At 67.7% G+C, this 17,857-nt stretch carries 15 protein-coding genes; 11 read left to right on the top strand and 4 right to left on the bottom strand.

The window, feature by feature from the left end:
* Positions 1 to 191: 191 nt before the first annotated feature.
* Positions 192 to 1,811: a DUF2207 domain-containing protein gene (locus tag A5789_RS19025; RefSeq protein WP_064902588.1), complete on the top strand. Its 1,620-nt coding sequence runs from the start codon at positions 192 to 194 to the stop codon at positions 1,809 to 1,811.
* On the opposite strand, the gene A5789_RS19020 is transcribed toward A5789_RS19025, so the two are convergent.
* On the bottom strand, positions 1,792 to 2,280 hold the full coding sequence (locus A5789_RS19020; protein ID WP_227462885.1) for a TetR/AcrR family transcriptional regulator: 489 nt from the start codon (positions 2,278 to 2,280) through the stop codon (positions 1,792 to 1,794). The two genes, A5789_RS19025 and A5789_RS19020, sit on opposite strands and share 20 nt — an antisense overlap.
* Positions 2,281 to 2,362: 82 nt before the next feature.
* Between A5789_RS19020 and A5789_RS19015 the strand changes: the two genes are divergently transcribed.
* Positions 2,363 to 2,995 (top strand): class I SAM-dependent methyltransferase, encoded by a 633-nt coding sequence (locus A5789_RS19015; protein ID WP_064902589.1) that lies wholly within the window; start codon positions 2,363 to 2,365, stop codon positions 2,993 to 2,995.
* 121 nt (positions 2,996 to 3,116) lie between these two features.
* Here the strand turns inward: A5789_RS19015 and A5789_RS19010 are convergent, their stop codons facing one another.
* Positions 3,117 to 4,397 carry an ROK family protein gene (locus A5789_RS19010; RefSeq protein ID WP_063010974.1) on the bottom strand — a complete coding sequence of 427 codons (1,281 nt, stop codon included), beginning with the start codon at positions 4,395 to 4,397 and terminating at the stop codon, positions 3,117 to 3,119.
* Between the two features lie 473 nt (positions 4,398 to 4,870).
* Here A5789_RS19010 and A5789_RS19005 point away from each other — a divergent pair, with 473 nt between their 5' ends.
* From A5789_RS19005 to A5789_RS18975, 7 genes are all read left to right on the top strand, one after another.
* A complete protein-coding gene (locus A5789_RS19005; RefSeq protein WP_082940809.1) occupies positions 4,871 to 5,734 on the top strand; it encodes a GntR family transcriptional regulator in 864 nt (287 codons plus the stop codon).
* On the top strand, positions 5,709 to 5,936 hold the full coding sequence (locus A5789_RS19000; RefSeq protein ID WP_030516520.1) for a ferredoxin family protein: 228 nt from the start codon (positions 5,709 to 5,711) through the stop codon (positions 5,934 to 5,936). The genes A5789_RS19005 and A5789_RS19000 overlap by 26 nt, the downstream gene beginning before the upstream one ends.
* A 55-nt stretch (positions 5,937 to 5,991) precedes the next feature.
* The gene (locus tag A5789_RS18995; RefSeq protein WP_064902590.1) at positions 5,992 to 7,419 is read left to right on the top strand and encodes an ABC transporter substrate-binding protein; all 1,428 of its coding nucleotides are present in this window, start codon (positions 5,992 to 5,994) and stop codon (positions 7,417 to 7,419) included.
* 38 nt (positions 7,420 to 7,457) lie between these two features.
* A complete protein-coding gene (locus tag A5789_RS18990) occupies positions 7,458 to 8,288 on the top strand; it encodes an ABC transporter permease (RefSeq protein WP_063011053.1) in 831 nt (276 codons plus the stop codon).
* The gene (locus tag A5789_RS18985; protein ID WP_064902591.1) at positions 8,285 to 9,040 is read left to right on the top strand and encodes an ABC transporter ATP-binding protein; all 756 of its coding nucleotides are present in this window, start codon (positions 8,285 to 8,287) and stop codon (positions 9,038 to 9,040) included. The genes A5789_RS18990 and A5789_RS18985 overlap by 4 nt, the downstream gene beginning before the upstream one ends.
* A 35-nt stretch (positions 9,041 to 9,075) precedes the next feature.
* Positions 9,076 to 11,778: a fumarate reductase/succinate dehydrogenase flavoprotein subunit gene (locus A5789_RS18980; protein WP_064902592.1), complete on the top strand. Its 2,703-nt coding sequence runs from the start codon at positions 9,076 to 9,078 to the stop codon at positions 11,776 to 11,778.
* A 115-nt stretch (positions 11,779 to 11,893) separates the two neighbouring features.
* Complete coding sequence (locus A5789_RS18975) at positions 11,894 to 13,108, top strand: arylsulfotransferase family protein (protein ID WP_064902593.1); 1,215 nt, start codon at positions 11,894 to 11,896, stop codon at positions 13,106 to 13,108.
* 40 nt (positions 13,109 to 13,148) lie between these two features.
* Here A5789_RS18975 and A5789_RS18970 read toward each other — a convergent pair whose 3' ends face one another.
* Positions 13,149 to 13,472 carry a type II toxin-antitoxin system HicB family antitoxin gene (locus A5789_RS18970; RefSeq protein ID WP_063010963.1) on the bottom strand — a complete coding sequence of 108 codons (324 nt, stop codon included), beginning with the start codon at positions 13,470 to 13,472 and terminating at the stop codon, positions 13,149 to 13,151.
* Positions 13,466 to 13,717, bottom strand: a complete 252-nt coding sequence (locus tag A5789_RS18965) for a toxin HicA (RefSeq protein WP_063010961.1) — start codon at positions 13,715 to 13,717, stop codon at positions 13,466 to 13,468. Before A5789_RS18965 ends, A5789_RS18970 begins: the two co-directional genes overlap by 7 nt.
* Positions 13,718 to 13,920: 203 nt before the next feature.
* On the opposite strand from A5789_RS18965, the gene A5789_RS18960 reads away from it, so the two are divergent.
* Both A5789_RS18960 and A5789_RS18955 read left to right on the top strand, forming a co-directional pair.
* Positions 13,921 to 14,247 carry a type VII secretion target gene (locus A5789_RS18960; protein ID WP_064902594.1) on the top strand — a complete coding sequence of 109 codons (327 nt, stop codon included), beginning with the start codon at positions 13,921 to 13,923 and terminating at the stop codon, positions 14,245 to 14,247.
* The coding region (locus tag A5789_RS18955) for a DUF6531 domain-containing protein (RefSeq protein ID WP_197516659.1) at positions 14,244 to 17,857 on the top strand (3,614 nt) is incomplete at its 3' end. The genes A5789_RS18960 and A5789_RS18955, both read left to right, overlap by 4 nt.

Genomic DNA, 17,857 nt, shown 5'->3' with positions numbered 1-17,857 from the left:
GGAACCGGCCGTCCGCCCCGCGGATTCGGGCCGTGCCCGTAGGGTGGTCGACTCACTCCCCCACTCCCCCTTGTCCGTTCCTCATCCGGCGACAGCCACCACTCTCCGGCGACAGCCGCCGACGCAGAATAGCAAGCCGCCGGATTCGCGACGCCTGCTCGCACAATGGCCCACCGCTAAGCTACTGCCCCATGCTGATCTTTCGGGGGGGCGCGTTCGGCGCTCTGTTGTTGATAGCGGCCGGGCTGTTCGCCGCAGCACCGGCCGCGCGGGCACAGGAGCCCGCGGGTGTGTCGATCATCGCGGATGTCAAACTCAGCGAGGCCGGTCTGCTCGAGGTGGCGGAAACCGTGAAGGTACCGCCGGGTGGTCAGTTCCACATGGCGTTGCCGTTGCGGGTGGGACGCGACGACGGGAGTGAACGCCGTTTCGGTGTGACCGACATCTCCAGTACCGGACCGGGTTCGGCGAAGGTGGCGGGCGATGTGTTCAGCGTCGACGCGCCGCCGGGGGAGTCGTCGTTCAAGTACACCGTGCACGGCACGGTCAGCGATGCGCCGGGTACGCAACTGTTCCATTGGACGGGGGCCCTCAACACCGATGTCGCCTCGTTCGACGGTTCGGTGATCAGCCCGAGTTACCGGATGGGGATCGCCGACTGCACGGTCGGCTCGGTGGGTAGCACCCGCAAATGCAACGACGCCCGCGTCGAACCGGACGGCGTGCTCACCATGCACGAGGAGAATCTGCACAAGGGCGACATTCTCGATGTGACCCTGCAGGTACCGCCCGGCACGGTGAAGGCCAACGCCGATATTCGCGGCGGCCGCGGGACGGGCGCCTTCGCCGTCACCGCACCGGTGCTGATCGCCTTCGGTGTCCTGCTGGCGGCGCTGGCCGCCTTCGGCGCCTATCTGGCCTGGGCTCGCCGCCAGGACGCCGCGGCCCTGACCGCCACCGGAACTTTGGATCCGGTGCAGCGCAACGGAAACCACAGCGAATTCGTCTCTCCCGACGGCATTTTGCCCGGTGAGGCGGGACTGTTGCTCGACGGCTCCGCCGATGCCGCCGATATCGCCGCCACCGTGGTGGATCTGGCGGTGCGGCGCTATCTGTGGATCGCGCCGGTGAGCGATTCGGACTGGCGCATCACCCGGGTGAATCCCGTCGACGATCAACTGCGCAGCTACGAAAAGCACGTCTATGCGACCCTGCTGCCCGAGGGCGCCGACTCGGTTCTGTTGTCGGAACTGCGGGCGCCGGGTCGCGTCGCCGCCGAGCCCGTACGCTCCGCGCTGCGCCGCGACGCGCTCGAACGTGGCACGCTGATCGATCACGATCGGCGGGGACTCGCCTTCTGGATCGGCGTCGCGCTGCTGGTGATCGGGGTGGGGGCCACCGTCGGCCTCGCCGTCGCCGGCGGATATGCGCTGGTCGGCGTGGCCATCGCGCTCGGCGGCGCGGCCATGCTGCTACTCGGCCGGTATCTGCCGGCGCGGACCGCCGCGGGCCGCGCGCTCGCCACACAGGTGAAAGCTCTGCAGAACGGTCTGGACGCGCAACGGCCCGATCAGATCCCGCCGGCCGATCGCGAACTGCTGTTCTCGCGGGCGCTACCGTTCACGATCATCGGTGGCCGGGCCGACAACTGGATCCGCACCTTCCGCGATGTGGATCCCGGGGCCGATCGTCAGGCCGGGCTCTACTGGTTCGGCGGCTTCGATCGCGACCGGAATCTGCACCGGTTCGCCGGGCATTTCCCGTATTTCATCACCGCATTGGAGGGGCTTTTCACGACGGCAGGTCGCTGACCCGCCGGATGACCTCGTAGGCCGCCCGAGGGGTGGTGCGGCCTTCGGCTACGGCGGGCAGCAACCCGACCAGCCCCCACGACAGGAATGTGGTCTCGGGCTCCGCGCTGCCCTGGCCGGCCAGGATCTCGGCGAACATCTGCTGGGTGCCACGTACGACGACCATGGTGCTCTTCGGGCCGAGCAGCGCCCGGTAGACCTCGCGATGCCCCTCGGCCAGTTCGATGATGGTTCGTATCGGGTCACCCGAGCGGCGGGCGAGCGCCGCACGCAGGAATTCGGTTCCACTGACCACGAGCAGGTCGTCCTTGCTGCGGAAGTGGGCGTAGAACGTCGAACGGCCGACATCGGCGCGGTCGAGGATGTCCTGCACGGTGATCCGGTCGTAGGGGCGTTCGATCATTAGCTCGATCAGGGCGCGATGCAGCGTGCTGCGGGTACGCCGGACGCGGCGGTCGTTATCGGACACTGTGCCTCCGGGTGTGCGGAAACGAACGGTTTCGGTGCTTTTGCCTCTGGTGGGAGCAGCCGCTTCACCAGATCATGAACACATGTTCCGAATCGAACAAGACCCCCAGGGCATTTTGATCACCAACCCGCGCCGCTACAGCGCGTTCACCACCGTCTTCTTCGGCGGCAGACGCCGACGACACGCGGCCGCCCTCGCCGCCGCCAGTGGCGCGGAACCCGGCGGACGCGCCCTCGATATCGCCAGCGGCCCGGGCACATTGGTGTTCGCGCTGGCCGACCGGGTCGGACCCCGCGGTGAAGTCGTCGGTATCGATGCCGCCCGCGAGATGGTCGAGTACGCCACCGCCCGGTCCGGCAACCGGACGAACTGCCGCTTCGAGTACGGCGTGGCCCAGTCGCTGCCGCTGCCGGACGCTTCGTTCGACGTCGTCACCTGCACGTTCGGGATGCATCACATCCCCGAGGCGGATCGTGGCAACGCCCTGTCGCAGATGTGGCGGGTACTACGGCCGGGTGGACGGGTTCTCCTGGCCGATATGGCGCCCGTGGGTGTGCACGGGCGGCTGACGAAGCTGCTCAGCAGGCATATGGATCCCACCGAGATCGATATCCGGCGGTATCGGAATCCCTTGGAGCAAGCGGGATTTCAGGACTTGGAGTATCGGACGGTGCAACCGTCGACGGGTGTGCTGACCGGCGTCAAGCCCGCATAGGGCCACAGCCACGGCCGGGACGGTGGACCCGCCCCGGCCGCCGAGTCTTCGCTCGTGGACTCGGCCGCCGCTCGTCTGCTCAGCGCCAGCGCCCGGGTCCTCAGCGCGAGCGCCCGGGTCCTCAGCGCGAGCGCGTTGCCCGGCGCAGCGCCGACAGCGGATCGGCGTAGCAGACGCTGAGTGAGGTGACGGCCGCGGCATGCTCCTGAACCCGCCCGCCGAATCGGCTGATCCGCAGATCCGCCGGGGCGAGAGTGGTGGCGCGACCGAAGGCCTGCACGACTCGTTCGAGTCCCGGCCGGTAACCGGTGAAGGCCTGTCCGCCCAGCACCACCCGATCGGGATTGAACATGTCGCGCACCAGAGCCGCGGTGTTGCCGAGGATTTCGGCCCGCTCGAACAGCATGTCGCGAGCCGGGACGGAACCCTGTTCGGCGGCACGGTACAGCTCGGCGATCACCGGTTTCCGCGGCGCCTCCCGCTTCGGCACGATGCCGGCGCGCACGGCGCGAGCCAGCACGCCCGCCTCGCCGACCGTGGCTTCCAAGCAGCCCCGCCGGCCGCACGAGCAATCGATATCGGATCCGGTCGGCAGATGCGCGATCGAACCCGGGCCGTTCGCCGGGGTGTAGACGCGATCGTGCAGCGTGACCGCGACACCGACCGTCTCCCGGCCGTAGATGTAGAGGCTGCTGCCGGGCCGGTCCTGGGCGCCGGGACGATCCGGCGCACCGGTGGTGAGCAGCAGTTCGGCCGCGGCCATCGCCTCCACGTGGGCGGCGACCGAAACCGGCAGGTCCAGCACGGTGGCGAAGATCGGGCCGACCGGCGCCGACTGCCAATCCAGGCGGGGATGATCCACGACGCCGGCGACGGGATCGACCCGTCCGGCCAGCGCCACACCGACCCACAACGGCCGGCGCCGCGGTAATCGGTCCAGGAAGGCCTTGGCGCTGCGCGCGATGATGGTGATGGCCGCCTCCTGCGCGGCCTGCGGGGTGGCGATCTCCAACCCGCCGAGAATGCGGCCGGACAGATCGGCGGCCACGATCCGGGTGAGATTCGCACCGATATGGACGCCCAGTGTGGCGAAGCGGTCGGTATCGACCTCGAACGGCACGCGCGGGCGTCCGACCGCACCGGATGCGGTGAGGTCGGCGCGCTCTCGCAACAGTCCGGACGAAAGTAGCGCCGACACTTGCCGATTCACGGTGGCGATGCTCAAACCGGTTGTCTGAGCGGCGTTGTCGCGGAAGATCGGTCCGCGGGTGGCGGCACGCAGCACAGCGGCCGCCGGGTTGTCGGTGATCCGCAATTCCGGCGGCACCACCGGCCGCGGCACACTGCGTACCGGCCGCGGACGAGAAGGGGAAGACTGTCGTTCGAGGATGGGGCTCGTCATGGGGCGAAGTCCTTGTCGAAAGTCTCGTGAAGAGACGACTACATCGGCAACAAGGCAGCGAGAAAGGCCCGAAAAGGGTCGACAGACGGACGACTGGAGCGGTCTCAGCTGCGCGGCCGGGAACAACACAGTTCCCGCTGCCGCGGCAGCCGCACACCGAGCGCCACGGTCACATAGGTGACCCGTGCGCGGTTCGAACGGCTGGTGGACATGTGGAAAACGGTAACACCCCGATTCCGCGCCGCGCCAGCGAACGGTCACGGCACATATTGCGCTCACACTGATTCGAATGCGGGCCCGCATCGCCGCAGGTGGCGCATTACCTTCGATCGCCCGGATTTCAGCAGGTCCGACGCTCGGGCGGGCGGCGGATAACCGCACGCCCGGCCGGCGCCGCCCATGCGGCCGGCGCTCCCGCCCGGGCCCCGCCGTTACGCTCGGAAACCGCAGGTCACAAGCGTGAGGAGGTGGAGATGGCGGCCGATCCGGTACCCCTGCGTCAGCAGCACGGGTCCGCTGCCGACCACCCGGCTTCCGGGGCGGAGACTACGGCGGCAGCCGCCGGCGCCCGCACCATCCGCAAGGCGGATCGGGCCCGACAGGTGGCCGATGTGCTGCGTCAGCAGATCCACACCGGCCAGTGCTGCGACCCGCTGCCCACCGAATCCGAACTCGCCGCGGAATTCGCCGTCTCCCGCAACGCGGTGCGCGAGGCACTGGCACTGCTGCGCGACGAGGGCCTCATCGGCCGTGTCCCGCGAGTGGGAACCTATGTGGCGCAACGCAAATACGATCACGGCCTGGACAGCCTGCGCGGCCTGAAGGAAACGCTGCGCGGGCACGGCGAGGTGCGCAACGAGGTACGCGCGGCGGTGCGCCTCACGCCACCGCCCGCGGTTGCCAACCGGCTCGGCCTGGCGCCCGGCGAATCCGCGGTCTACCTGGAGCGGCTGCGCTACCTGGGTGATCTGCCTCTCAGCCTGGACCACACCCATCTGGCGCCGGACATCGGCGAGCAGGTACTCGACTGCGATCTGCGGTCGGAGGACATCTTCGGGCTCATCGAACAGATCAGCGGCCAGTCGCTCGGTTCGGCCGATCTGGCGGTGGAGGCCATCACCGCCGACATCCACAGCGCCGCCACCCTGCAGGCCCCCGAGGGCAGCGCACTGCTGCTGCTGGAACGTCTCACCTATCTCGCCGACGGGCGCCCGGTGGATCTCGAGTACATACGCATGCGTGGTGATCGGATCACCCTGCGCGACAGCCTGATTCGCACCACGGAAAGCAACGATTGGAGGCTGAGCCGCCATGGCGTCGGTCAATCAGCGGGCTGATGTCCCGGTAACCATCGACGAATCGCTGTGCATCGAGGGATGCACGCTGTGTGTGGAGATCTGCCCGCTGGATTCGCTGGCGATCAATCCGGACAACGGCAAGGCGTTCATGCACGTCGACGAGTGCTGGTACTGCGGGCCGTGCGCGGCGCGCTGTCCCACCGGCGCCGTCACCGTCAATATGCCGTATCTGCTGCGCTGAATCGCGCAGCGGAATCTTTCAGTGGCCGCCCTCGGCCCGATTTCGAGGAAATACCATGAAGTACCGTCGTGGCCGCATACTGGCCGCCGCCGCCCTGATCGCCACCCTGGCCGCCGGATGCTCGCTCGAGCAGACCGGATCCGGGGACACCGTCCGGGTGGTCGTCGGCTATCAGTCCAAGACCATCAATACCGTCACCGCCGGAACGCTGCTGCGCGCCAAGGGTTTCCTGGAGAATCGCCTGAACGGCCTGACCGCGAAGGGCGGCCCGAAATATCAGGTCGAATGGCAGGACTACGACACCGGCGCGCCGATCACCGCGCAGATGATCGCCGAGAAGATCGATATCGGCTCGATGGGCGATTACCCCCTGCTGATCAACGGTTCCCGAACCTCCGCCAGTGAGCGTTCGGCCACCGAATTGGTCTCGATCACCGGCTACCAGCCGCGGGGTTCCCTGAATATGGTTGTCACCGCGCCGAATTCGACGGCGACGTCGCTGTCGGATCTGGCGGGCAAGAAGGTGTCCGCGAGCGTCGGCTCCGCCGGTGACGGCACTCTGCGCCAGGCTCTGAGCCGCGCGAACATCGACCCCGCGCACGGTGTGGACGTGCTCAACCAGCAGCCGCAGATCGGCGCGTCCGCATTGGAATCCGGCCAGGTGCAGGCGCTTTCGCAATTCGTGGCATGGCCCGGCCTGCTCGTTTTCCAGGACAAGGCCAAGCTGCTCTACGATGGCGCCGAGTTGAACGTGCCGACATTCCACGGTGTGGTGGCACGTCGTGATTATTCGAAATCCCATCCCGAGGTGCTCGATGCATTCCTGCAGGCGCAACTTGACGCCACCGATTTCCTGCACGCGAAACCGCTCGAAGCCGCGCAGCTGGTCGCTGACAACCCCGGACTGCCGGCGGAGGTCGTCTACCTCTACAACGGACCCGGGGGAACCTCGTTCGACACGCCCCTGAAGCCGCAGCTCGTCCAGGCGTTCAAGGGTGATGTTCCGTATCTGAAGTCGATCGGCGACTTCGCCGATTTCGATATCGACAAATTCGTCGACGACGCCCCATTGCGGAAAGCCTTCGCCGAACGCGGTGTGAATTACGAGGCGGCCGTGGCGAACTTCGCAGATCCCGCGCCGATCACGGGCACCGACCCGAGCACCGGTAAACCGGTCTCCGATGCGGCCCTCGCCGGCGAGATCTGGTTCGACGGCCAGGCTGCCGCACAGCCCGCGGGCAACCCCACCGATCTGCTGCGCGCGGTGAAAGCCGCACGGGCGCAGGGGAAGAAGGTCCGCGCCGCCTACGTGCCGGATGCGGAACTCGGCACTCGCTGGTTCGCGGACAAGGCGCAGTGGGTGCGCGAGGGCGATACCTACCTGCCCTTCATCACCCCCGGCGCGGTGCAGCGGTATCAGGCCCGCCACCCCGGTGCGGTCGCGGTGAGTTACGACCAGGCCATCGGTGAGGTGCGGTCGTGAGCGCCACCACCATCCCGGTCGACGCCGGCGCTCCGGACATCACCGCGGCACGGGAAACCACTGCGCCCGCCGGACACCACGGCACCGCAGGGTTGTGGGGCTCGCGGCTGGTTCGGGTGGCCTCCATCGTCATCGCGCTGATCGCCTGGCAAGTGCTGACCGCCAACCATCTTCGGCTGTGGGTTCGCTTCGATACGCTGCCGACGGTCACCCAGATCCTGCACCGGCTGCGGGTACAGGTGCAGACCGACACCTTCTGGCTGGACCTCGGCCAATCATTGATCCGCATTCTCAGCGGCTTCGGGCTGGCCGCGGTGATCGGTGTCGCGACCGGGGTGGCGCTGGGGCGTTCACGCTGGTTCGCCGACATCTTCGGACCGCTGACCGAGTTGGCCCGCCCCATTCCGGCGGTCGCGATCGTGCCGGTGGCCATCCTGCTGTTTCCCACCGACGAGGCCGGCATCGTGTTCATCACCTTCCTCGCCGCCTACTTCCCGATCATGGTGAGCACCCGGCACGCGGTGCGGGCACTGCCGACCATCTGGGAGGAATCGGTGCGCACGCTGGGCGGCAACCGCTGGGACGTGCTGGTGCGGGTGGTGTTGCCGGGCAGCCTGCCGGGCGTGTTCAGCGGGCTGTCGGTCGGGATCGGCGTGGCGTGGATCTGTGTGGTTTCGGCCGAGATGATCTCCGGGCGCCTCGGCATCGGCTACCGCACCTGGCAGGCATACACGATCGTCGACTATCCCGGTGTGTTCGTCGGCATCATCACCATCGGCGTGCTGGGCTTCGCCACCTCGGCGGCCATCGAATTGCTGGGACGGCGCGCCACCCGCTGGCTGCCGCGTGCGGGAGAGGTGACGAAATGAGCTCGAGCGCAATGGGTTTGCGACTCGATCGGGTGGACCTTCGCTACGGTGGCGCACCTGTGCTGGACGGGCTGACACTCGATATCCGCGCGGGCGAGATCCTCGTCCTGACCGGGCCGTCCGGATGCGGGAAATCCACGGTGCTGCGCGCCCTGGCCGGCCTGCTGCCGCCCCGCTCCGGACGCGCGCTCGCGGACGGCGACACGATCACCGGGCCCTCCCGCGACCGGGCGATGGTGTTTCAGGACAATGCGCTGTTGCCCTGGCGCACTGTGCGTTCCAATATCGAGCTGGCGTTGAAGTTGCGCGGGGAGCCGCGGGCTACCCGTCGAGCGCAGGCCGAGCGCTGGATCGCGGAGGTCGGGCTCACCGGTTTCGGCGACTATCTGCCCAAGAGCCTCTCGGGCGGTATGCGCCAGCGCGTACAACTCGCGCGCGGGCTTGCCGGGGCGCCGCGCGCGGTACTGATGGACGAGCCGTTCGGTGCTCTGGACACTCCGACGCGAATCACCATGCAACGACTTCTGATTCAAACCTGGCAGACTCATCCCGCCACGGTCGTCTTCGTCACCCACGACGTGGACGAGGCGCTGACCCTCGGGGACCGGGTCGCGGTGCTCGGCGGCACCGACCGTGCCCTGCATTCGCTGATCGCGGTGCCGAACCCGCGCGGCAAGGACGTCGATCGCAGTGCCGAGCGTGCCGAAATTCTTGCCGCTCTCGATCGTTCGCCGCGGTCGGCCGCTGCCTGAGCCGCCCCGACTATTCACCTCCCTGGAGTGCGCTGATGAAGATTCCCGAGCTGTCCGACACCGTGCGCCTGGACTGCGATGTGCTGGTGATCGGCGGCGGAACCGCCGGCACCATGGCCGCGCTCACCGCCGCGGAGAACGGCGCGAACGTGCTGCTGCTGGAGAAGGCGCACGTGCGTCACTCCGGCGCGCTGGCCATGGGCATGGACGGCGTGAACAACGCCGTCATCCCGGGTAAGGCGGAGCCGGAGGACTACGTCGCCGAGATCACCCGCGCGAACGACGGAATCGTCGACCAGCGCACCGTGTATCAGACCGCGACCCGCGGTTTCGCCATGGTGCAGCGGCTGGAACGCTACGGCGTGAAGTTCGAGAAGGACGCCTACGGCGAGTACGCGGTGCGCCGCGTGCACCGCTCGGGCTCCTATGTGCTGCCGATGCCGGAGGGCAAGGACGTCAAGAAGGCGCTCTACCGCGTCCTGCGGCAACGCAAGATGCGGGAACGGATCCGGATCGAGAACCGGCTCATGCCGGTGCGGGTCCTCACCGACGGCGGTCGCGCGGTCGGTGCGGCCGCGCTCAACACCCGGACCGGGGAGTTCGTGGCGGTCGGCGCGAAGGCGGTGATCCTGGCGACCGGACCGTGCGGCCGGCTCGGGCTGCCGGCGTCGGGCTATCTGTACGGCACCTACGAGAATCCGACCAACGCCGGCGACGGGTACGCGATGGCCTATCACGCCGGCGCGGAGTTGTCGGGTATCGAATGCTTCCAAATCAATCCGCTGATCAAGGACTACAACGGGCCGGCCTGCGCCTATGTCGCGAACCCCTTCGGCGGATATCAGGTGAATGCCGCCGGTGAGCGTTTCGTCGACTCGGACTACTGGTCCGGGCAGATGATGGCGGAGGTGAAGCGGGAGATCGAGTCCGCGCGCGGGCCCATCTATCTGAAGGTCTCGCATCTGCCCGAGGAGACGGTCGACGCGCTCGAGGGCATCCTGCACACCACCGAGCGGCCCACCCGGGGCACCTTCCACGCCAACCGCGGCCACGACTACCGCACCCACGACATCGAGATGCATATCTCCGAAATCGGTTTGTGCAGTGGACATTCTGCGTCGGGCGTGTGGGTGGACGAACACGCGCGCACCACGGTCCCGGGGTTGTACGCGGCGGGCGATCTCGCGTGCGTACCGCACAACTACATGATCGGCGCGTTCGTCTACGGGGATCTGGCGGGCGAGCACGCGTCGTCGACGCTTACGGAAGTGCCTGCGCCGCAGACTCTTCCGGATGATCAGCTGGCCGCGGCGCACGAACTGATCTACCGTCCGCTGCGCCATCCCGACGGCCCGCCGCAGCAGCAGGTCGAATACAAGTTGCGTCGTTTCGTCAACGACTACGTCGCGCCGCCGAAGACTCAGACCAAACTGTCGCTCGCGGTGGAGACCTTCGAGCGGATGCGGCAGGAGATCGCCGAGATGGGCGCGGACACCCCGCACCAACTGATGCGGTGCGCCGAGGTCGATTTCATCCGCGACTGCGCCGAGATGGCGGCCCGGTCCTCACTGACCCGCACCGAATCGCGGTGGGGTCTGTACCACGACCGCGCCGACCTGCCCGAACGCAACGACGAGGAGTGGCTCTACCACCTGAACCTGCGCAAGGGCGCCGACGGCGAGATGGAATTCCTGAAGCGCCCGGTCGCACCGTATTTCGTGCCGGTGCCGGAATGGGAGGATCTGCCGCGCGCCGAGCTCGAGCCGGTCGCGGTGGCGCAGCCGGAACTGATCGCCGGCCCGCCCCGGACCGGAGCATCGGCAACCGGCGCCGCACCCCGTCCCGGAATCACGATCCCCGCCCCCACCGACGACTCCGCCGCACCCCGGATCGCGCTCCTGCTCGGGCTGGACAGTCCGGCGGCCGCCGAGCTGCGTGACTATCTGGACGACAGCGACCCCCGGGTGCGAGCCACCGCGCTCTCGGTGCTGACCGAGGGCACTCCGGACGGATTCGCCGATGCCCTGATCGCCGCGCTCGGCGACCACGACGCCGGCGTTCGCGCCGCTGCCGTCTCCGGCCTGCGCGAGCTGATCGAAATCCTGCCTCCCGCAGAACAATTGACCGCACACGCCGAATCGCCCGACCCGCTCGTGCGAGCCGCGGTGGTGGATCTGCTGCGCGCCCAGCGCCGCGGCTCGGCGGACCTGTTCGGCAAGGCCGTGGTGGACAGCGACCACCGCGTGCGCATCGAAGGTGTGCGCGCCCTGGTCTCCCTCGACGACTGGTCGGCCCTCACCGCCGCCGCGATCGACGAGAACCGGGAGGTCCGGGTGGCCGTCGCCCGCGGCCTGGCCGAGGTCGGCGCCGGCGGCGCCGACACGATCCGTGCCCTGGTCGACGACCGAGATCCCCTGGTCCGCGCCGCCGCCCTCGCCGCCCTGGCGCGGCTCGGCGATTCGTCCGATGCGGCGATTCTGACCGCGGCGCTGAAGGATTCGGCCTGGCAGGTGCGCGAGGGCGGCGCCCGCGGCTGGGCCGGACTGGGCCCGCACGCCGCGTCCGAGGCGCTGGAATCCGCCCTGACCGACCCCCATCCGGACGTCCGCAAAGCCGCCGTCCTGACCCTCTCGCATTGGCCCGACCACGCGGCCGTCCGAACCGCCCTCCAGGTGGTACTCGCCGATACCGACGCCGACGTCCGCGCCTACGCCCGCCGCACCCTGGAGACCGCGTGAGGCGGAGGGCAGCGATTCGTCGCGTCGCGCGGGGACTCGGCCTGCCTTCACAGTTCCCTCAGAAAGCCGGTCTACGCTCTGCGCAATTATCGGTCGACTCAGCTGAAGGAAACTGATGGCCAGGATTGCCAGGAACCTTCGCCACGCCGCCACGCTGATCGCAGCATCGGTCGGGGTAGGCGCCGCATCCATCCCGTTCACCGCGCACGCGGCTCCGCTGCCGACTTTTCCGGTAGGCGCACCCGAATACACCGTGGATGTGAACACCCCGGCCGCGGCGCCCGGCTACATCTACTACAGCAACGGTGTCAGTGCGGCGGCGCTGGTTCCGGGGGCGGGTAAGGCGCTGTCGGCCGTTCCGGCTACCGCTCCGGCGAATATCGTGGTGGACAAGGCCGGGCATGAGGTCTGGCGCTACACGCCTCCCGCCGGACAGGACGTCTCGAACTTCCGCACCCAGACGTATCAGGGCAAACGGGTGCTGACGTGGTGGCAGGGCGGCACCGTCGGCGGGCACGGCTCGGGTGCCGACTACATCGCCGACGAACACGGCAACGTCATCGAAACCCTCGATGCCGGTGGCGCTCCCAGCGATGTGCACGAATTCCGCCTGACTCCCGACGGCCGAGCGCTGATCACGTCGTACCAGGAGGTGGACGCCGATCTGTCCGCGATCGGCGGCCCGAAGAACGGCAAGCTGTACGACACCGTCGCCACGGTGGTCGACGTGGCGAGCAAGCGAGTTCTGTTGCGCTGGAGCGCCGCCGAGCACGTCCCGCTCACCGACACCACCACCCCCGGCAAACTTCCCGGCAGCGACACCTACGACCCGTACCACATGAATTCGATCGCGCTGGATCCCGACGGCAATCTGGTGATCTCGATGCGCGATACCTCCACCGTCTACGACGTCGACATCCGCACCGGTGCGATCAAATGGCAACTCGGCGGCAGGCATTCGACTTTCGATCTCGGCCCCGGCGTCGAATTCGCATTCCAGCACGATGCGGAATTCGCCGACCCGAATACGCTGCGCCTGTTCAACAACAACTCCAGCGGCTTCGAGACACTGGGCGTGTCGAGTGTGCAGTGGATCCACCTGGACCTCGACAACCACCGAGCCACATTGGTGCGCAACCAAACCCACCCCGCCGGCCTGACCGCCTTCGCCATGGGCGACGCCCAGCCGCTCCCCAACGGCAACACCCTGGTGGGCTGGGGCATGGCACCGCATATTTCAGAATTCACCCCGACCGGCGACATGGTCTACGACGCCCGGTTGCCGCTGGGCACCTACCGAGCCTTCCCCGCCGACTGGGCACCGAACTGAGGACGACATCGCCCCTCGGCGAGTCACTCCCGGCGAGCGGTCATGCGCTGGCGAGCTTCTCGTTCACCCATTTGTTGACACTGATCCCGCGCTCGGTGGCCTCGATGGTCAATCGCCGGTGCATGTCGGCGGATGTGCGAACCAGGAACTGGCCGCTGTACGTGCGATCGGCCAACGGCACCGGCACCGCCTCGCCGTTGGCCTCCAGGTCCGCTACAGCGAATTCCACCAGGTCAGCGATACCCCGCAGCGCATCGAGGGGATCGCCGTCCAGATGTGACAAAGACGGAAATTCGAGACATGTACCGGCCCACTCGCCGTCCTCGGGAGACCACATCACGCGGTACGAGTAGTGGTTCACCATGCCTCCTTCTTCGCGATCGCGGCCAGAACCTGCCTGACCTGGTACGACTTCGCCTGCGCGCCACCGGCCTGGATATTGACGCGGGGATCTCCCGGCCACGGCATCGAAAACACGTAGTGGCTTCCACGCTGTCGGTAACTACCGAAATGGTGCTCGCACACCGTGAGTAGATCGGCGAAACGAACATTGGATGGGTTGGCAGCCATCCTCTGGACCAGCTTGTCGATCTTCTCCTCGGTCGTCATATCGCGGACGATATCGCATATGATATCACTCGGTAGTCGACTTACGCATAGCGGCAAAGGCCGGCTGAATCGAAAGCCCCGTCTCCGTTCGTTATATTCGATCTGTGCGCCCTGCTCGACGGGGTTGCGCGGTTCGTACGAAGGGGGCGGGGTGGCGACGTGAACGCATCCGATAGCTACCACACACCGGGCGGGGCGGCCCGATGAGCAGTGGTCAGGTGCACGTCGATCCGGACAAAATCCGCACACATGCGAAAAATGTTCAGGGCGTGAGTGATTCACTGCACGTGGCGCTACAGGCCGGTCAGGCCGTCTCGGTGCCGACCGACGCCTTCGGGAAGTTGTGCTCGTTCCTGCCGCCGCTGTTCGTCGACACGGTCGAAGACGGCGGACTGCAGGCGATCAAGACCGCCGCCGACGCGTTGAACGCGGATGCGGGCACGCTCGGCCAGGTCGCGACCTCGCTGCAGAGCACCGATTCGACGAATGCGAGCGAGCTGGCTTCGGTGAAACCCGAGGCCACCTGGTGACGACGGAAGCCGACAACCCGCTGATCGCCCAGCGGGAGGATTCCACGAAGTCCTACACCGGCATCGGAATCGCCGAATCGGTTGCCGACGTGCACGATGCGATCTCCTCCGGATCGTGGGTCGACGGCGGCCTCGCCGTGCTCGGTGCCGGGATGGAGGCCGTGTCCTTGGCGGTCGATCCGATCGGCACGCTCGCCTCCTACGGCGTCGGTTTCCTGATGGAGCACGTGAAGCCGCTGCAGGAAGCGCTGGATTGGGTGGCCGGCGATCCGGATACGGTGCAGGCGTATGCCAAGACCTGGGAGAACGTCTCCACCCACATCAAGCAGGTCGCCGACGATCACAAGAAGTCCGTCGATCAGGACGTGGCCGACTGGGTCGGCAGCGCGGGGGACGCCTACCGAACCCATGCGGCCGAGACGAATTCGCTGCTGACCGCGGCATCGAATGCGGCTTCGGCGGCCTCGTCGGCGATCGCGATGGCCGGCGGCGTGGTGGCGTTCGTCCGCCAGACCGTGCGCGACCTCATCGCCCAGGCCGTGGGCCGGTTGGCCGCGTGGGCGGCCGAAGAGGTGTGCACGCTGGGCGTGGCCACCCCGTTGGTGGCCGCGCAGGCGACCACGTTCGTGGCGAAGGTACTGACCACGATCGCCAAACTGTTCCGCAAGCTCGCCTCGACCTTCAAGAAGCTCACGCCCCTGCTGCACAAGCTCGAGGGTGCGTGGGAAGACATCATGAAGGCACTGAAGCGCGGGCGCGGCGGCACGCATATCGACGGCGCGAAACCGCATACGAAAACCACTGCCGGCGATACGCATCCGAGCTCACACAAGCCGGACACGCCGAGCGAGCACGGCAAACCGCACGACGACGGCGCCGATACGCACAGCACCTCACACGACGGTTCCGACGATCCGGACGACGGTTCGACCGGTAAACCCAGGAACGACCCGCATCAGCAAGCGGACAAGGATCAGGGCAGCGGCACTCATGCCGCGGAATCCGGGCCGGAGAATTCCCGCACCGAGAAGCAGGTCACCGGATGTGGTGATCCGGTCGACGGGGCGACGGGTGAATTCCTGCTGCCGGAAACGGATCTCGAACTTCCCGGGGTGCTGCCGCTGGAGTTGCGGCGGCGCCATCGCTCTGACTACCGGTTCGGCCGCTGGTTCGGACCCTCGTGGTCGGCGACGCTGGATATCCGGATCGTGGTCGAGTCCGCGACTGTCACCTTCATCGGTGACGACGGCATCATGCTCGCCTACCCGCATTCCGAACCCGGCGATCCCGTCCTGCCGCTGAACGGTGAACTGCGCTGGCCCCTGGTGCGCACCGACACCGGCGGATATCGCGTCAGCGATCCGGACCGCGAGCTGAGCTGGTGTTTCGAGCCCGAGGCCACGCTCGAGGGACTCGACGTGCGATTGGGCAACTACGCGATCAGCGCGATCGTCGATCGGCACCACAACCTGATCCGATTCCACTACGACAGCGACGGGTCACCGATCGAGGTTTCGCATTCGGGTGGGTACCGGGTCCGGGTGGAGACCGAGGCGGGGCGGGTCACCGGGCTGGCGGTCGTCGGCCGCCACCACGCCGACAACGACGAAACCTCCACTCCGGTCCGGACTTTCATTTACGAAGCGGGCGCGCTGGTAGGTGTCACCAACGGGGTCGGCGCAACCACGACCTACACCTACGACACCGAGCAGCGGATGACGTCGTGGACCGATTCCAACGGCAACTCTCTCACCAACACGTACGATCCGGCGGGTCGCGTCGTCCGCCAGCGCGGCACCAACGGCACCCTCGACGCCGATTTCGACTACTTCACCTACCCGGACGGCAGCGGGACCCGCACCACGGTCACCGATTCCACCGGCGCGGCCACTATCTACGACTTCGACCCGGACCACAAGCTTCGCGATGTGATCGACCCGCTCGGCGGACGGATCCACACCGACTACACCCCCGATCGCAAGCCGCTGCGCGTCATCGCGCCCAACGGGGGGATCACGTACTACACCTACACGCCCGACGGTGATCTGGCCAAAGTGGTTCGGCCCGACGAGAAGTCGATCACCATCGGCTACGCGGCACGCAACCGACCAACCGTTATCACCGACGCCGACGGTTCCACGCGGCAGCAGGAATGGGACGCGCACGGCAACGTGGCCGCCATCGTCGACGAAGCCGGACGCCGCACCGCGTTCGACCATTCACCGAGCGGTGCGGTGACGTCGGTGATCGAATCGACCGGCGCGACAACGGTGTTCGACGTCGATGCCGCGGGCCTTCCGATAGCCGTCACCGACCCGTACGGCGCGGTCACCCGTATCGAACGCGACCACTTCGGGCGCCCGGTCGCCGTCACGGACGCACTCGGCGGTATCACTCGCCACGAATGGTCGCCCGAGGGCAAACCGCTGCGCCGCACCGACCCCGACGGCTGTTCCGAATCGTGGACATGGGACGGCGAAGGCAATCTTCTCACCCACACCGACCGCGCCGGCAACGTCACCTTCCACAAATACGGCGCCTTCGACCTGCTCGCCTGCCGCACCGACCCCGATGGCACCAGCACCCTCTACACCTGGGACACCGAACGCCGCCTCACCACCGTCACCAACCCCCTCGGCGACTCCTGGACCTACAGCTACGACCGGGCCGGACGACTCGCCGGCGAAACCGACTACAACGGCGCCACCACAGCCTACGAACACAACCCGGACGGCACCCTTGCCGTCGTCACCACCCCCACCGGCGTCCGCCGCTACCACACCCACGACATCCTCGGCCGCCTCACACAGATCCGTTGTGACACCGGCGAATACCAGCTCTACACGCACGACGAGGTGGGGCGCCTCCGCACGGCGATCTCCGGCGTCGGCCACGACCGCACCCACACCCTCGAATTCGCCTACGACCCTGCGGGCAACCTCGCCTTCCAACGCGTCGACGACCACCCGCCGATGCGCTTCGAACACGACGAACACGGCCGCCGCACCTTCCGCCGCAGTCCCACCGGGGCTGTGACCGGCTGGGGTTACGACCCCGCCGGCCGCGTCACCTCCATGACCATCGACGGGCATCGGGCGACCTTCTCGCACGACGCGCTGGGCCGCCCGACCGGATGGTCCCTGGGAAATCTGGTTGTGGAGCAAACGCTTTCACCGGTGGGCCAGGTATTGAGCCGCCAGGTCGCGGCGCGGGCACCGCAGGTCCTCGGGTCGGCGGGACCTCCGATGTCTGATCAACGCCCGGGCGAGGCATCGTTTCCTGTACCTGGCCTCGGCGCACCTGCCGTCACCGATCACGGCCGCCTGATTCGCCGCGACGACTACACCTGGCGCCCCGACGGCTACCTCACCACCCAAACCACCCACCGCACCGGCACCGCACCCCAACACCGCACCTACACCCTCGACCCCGCCGGCCGAATCACCACAATCACCGACAACGGCCACCCCACAGAGCATTACAGCTACGACGCCCTCTCGAACATCACCAGCACCCTGCCACCGTCGACCAGGCCCGCATCCTCTACGGACCCACCGAAACCACCATCCTCGCCACCGCCACCCGGGCCCTGCACGCGGGGGACCGGCCC

Source organism: Nocardia sp. 852002-51101_SCH5132738, from assembly GCF_001665695.1.
GTDB classification, from domain to species: domain Bacteria; phylum Actinomycetota; class Actinomycetes; order Mycobacteriales; family Mycobacteriaceae; genus Nocardia; species Nocardia nova.
Note: the sequence above shows the minus strand (reverse complement) of the source record. Positions and strands in the feature narration are given on the sequence as shown.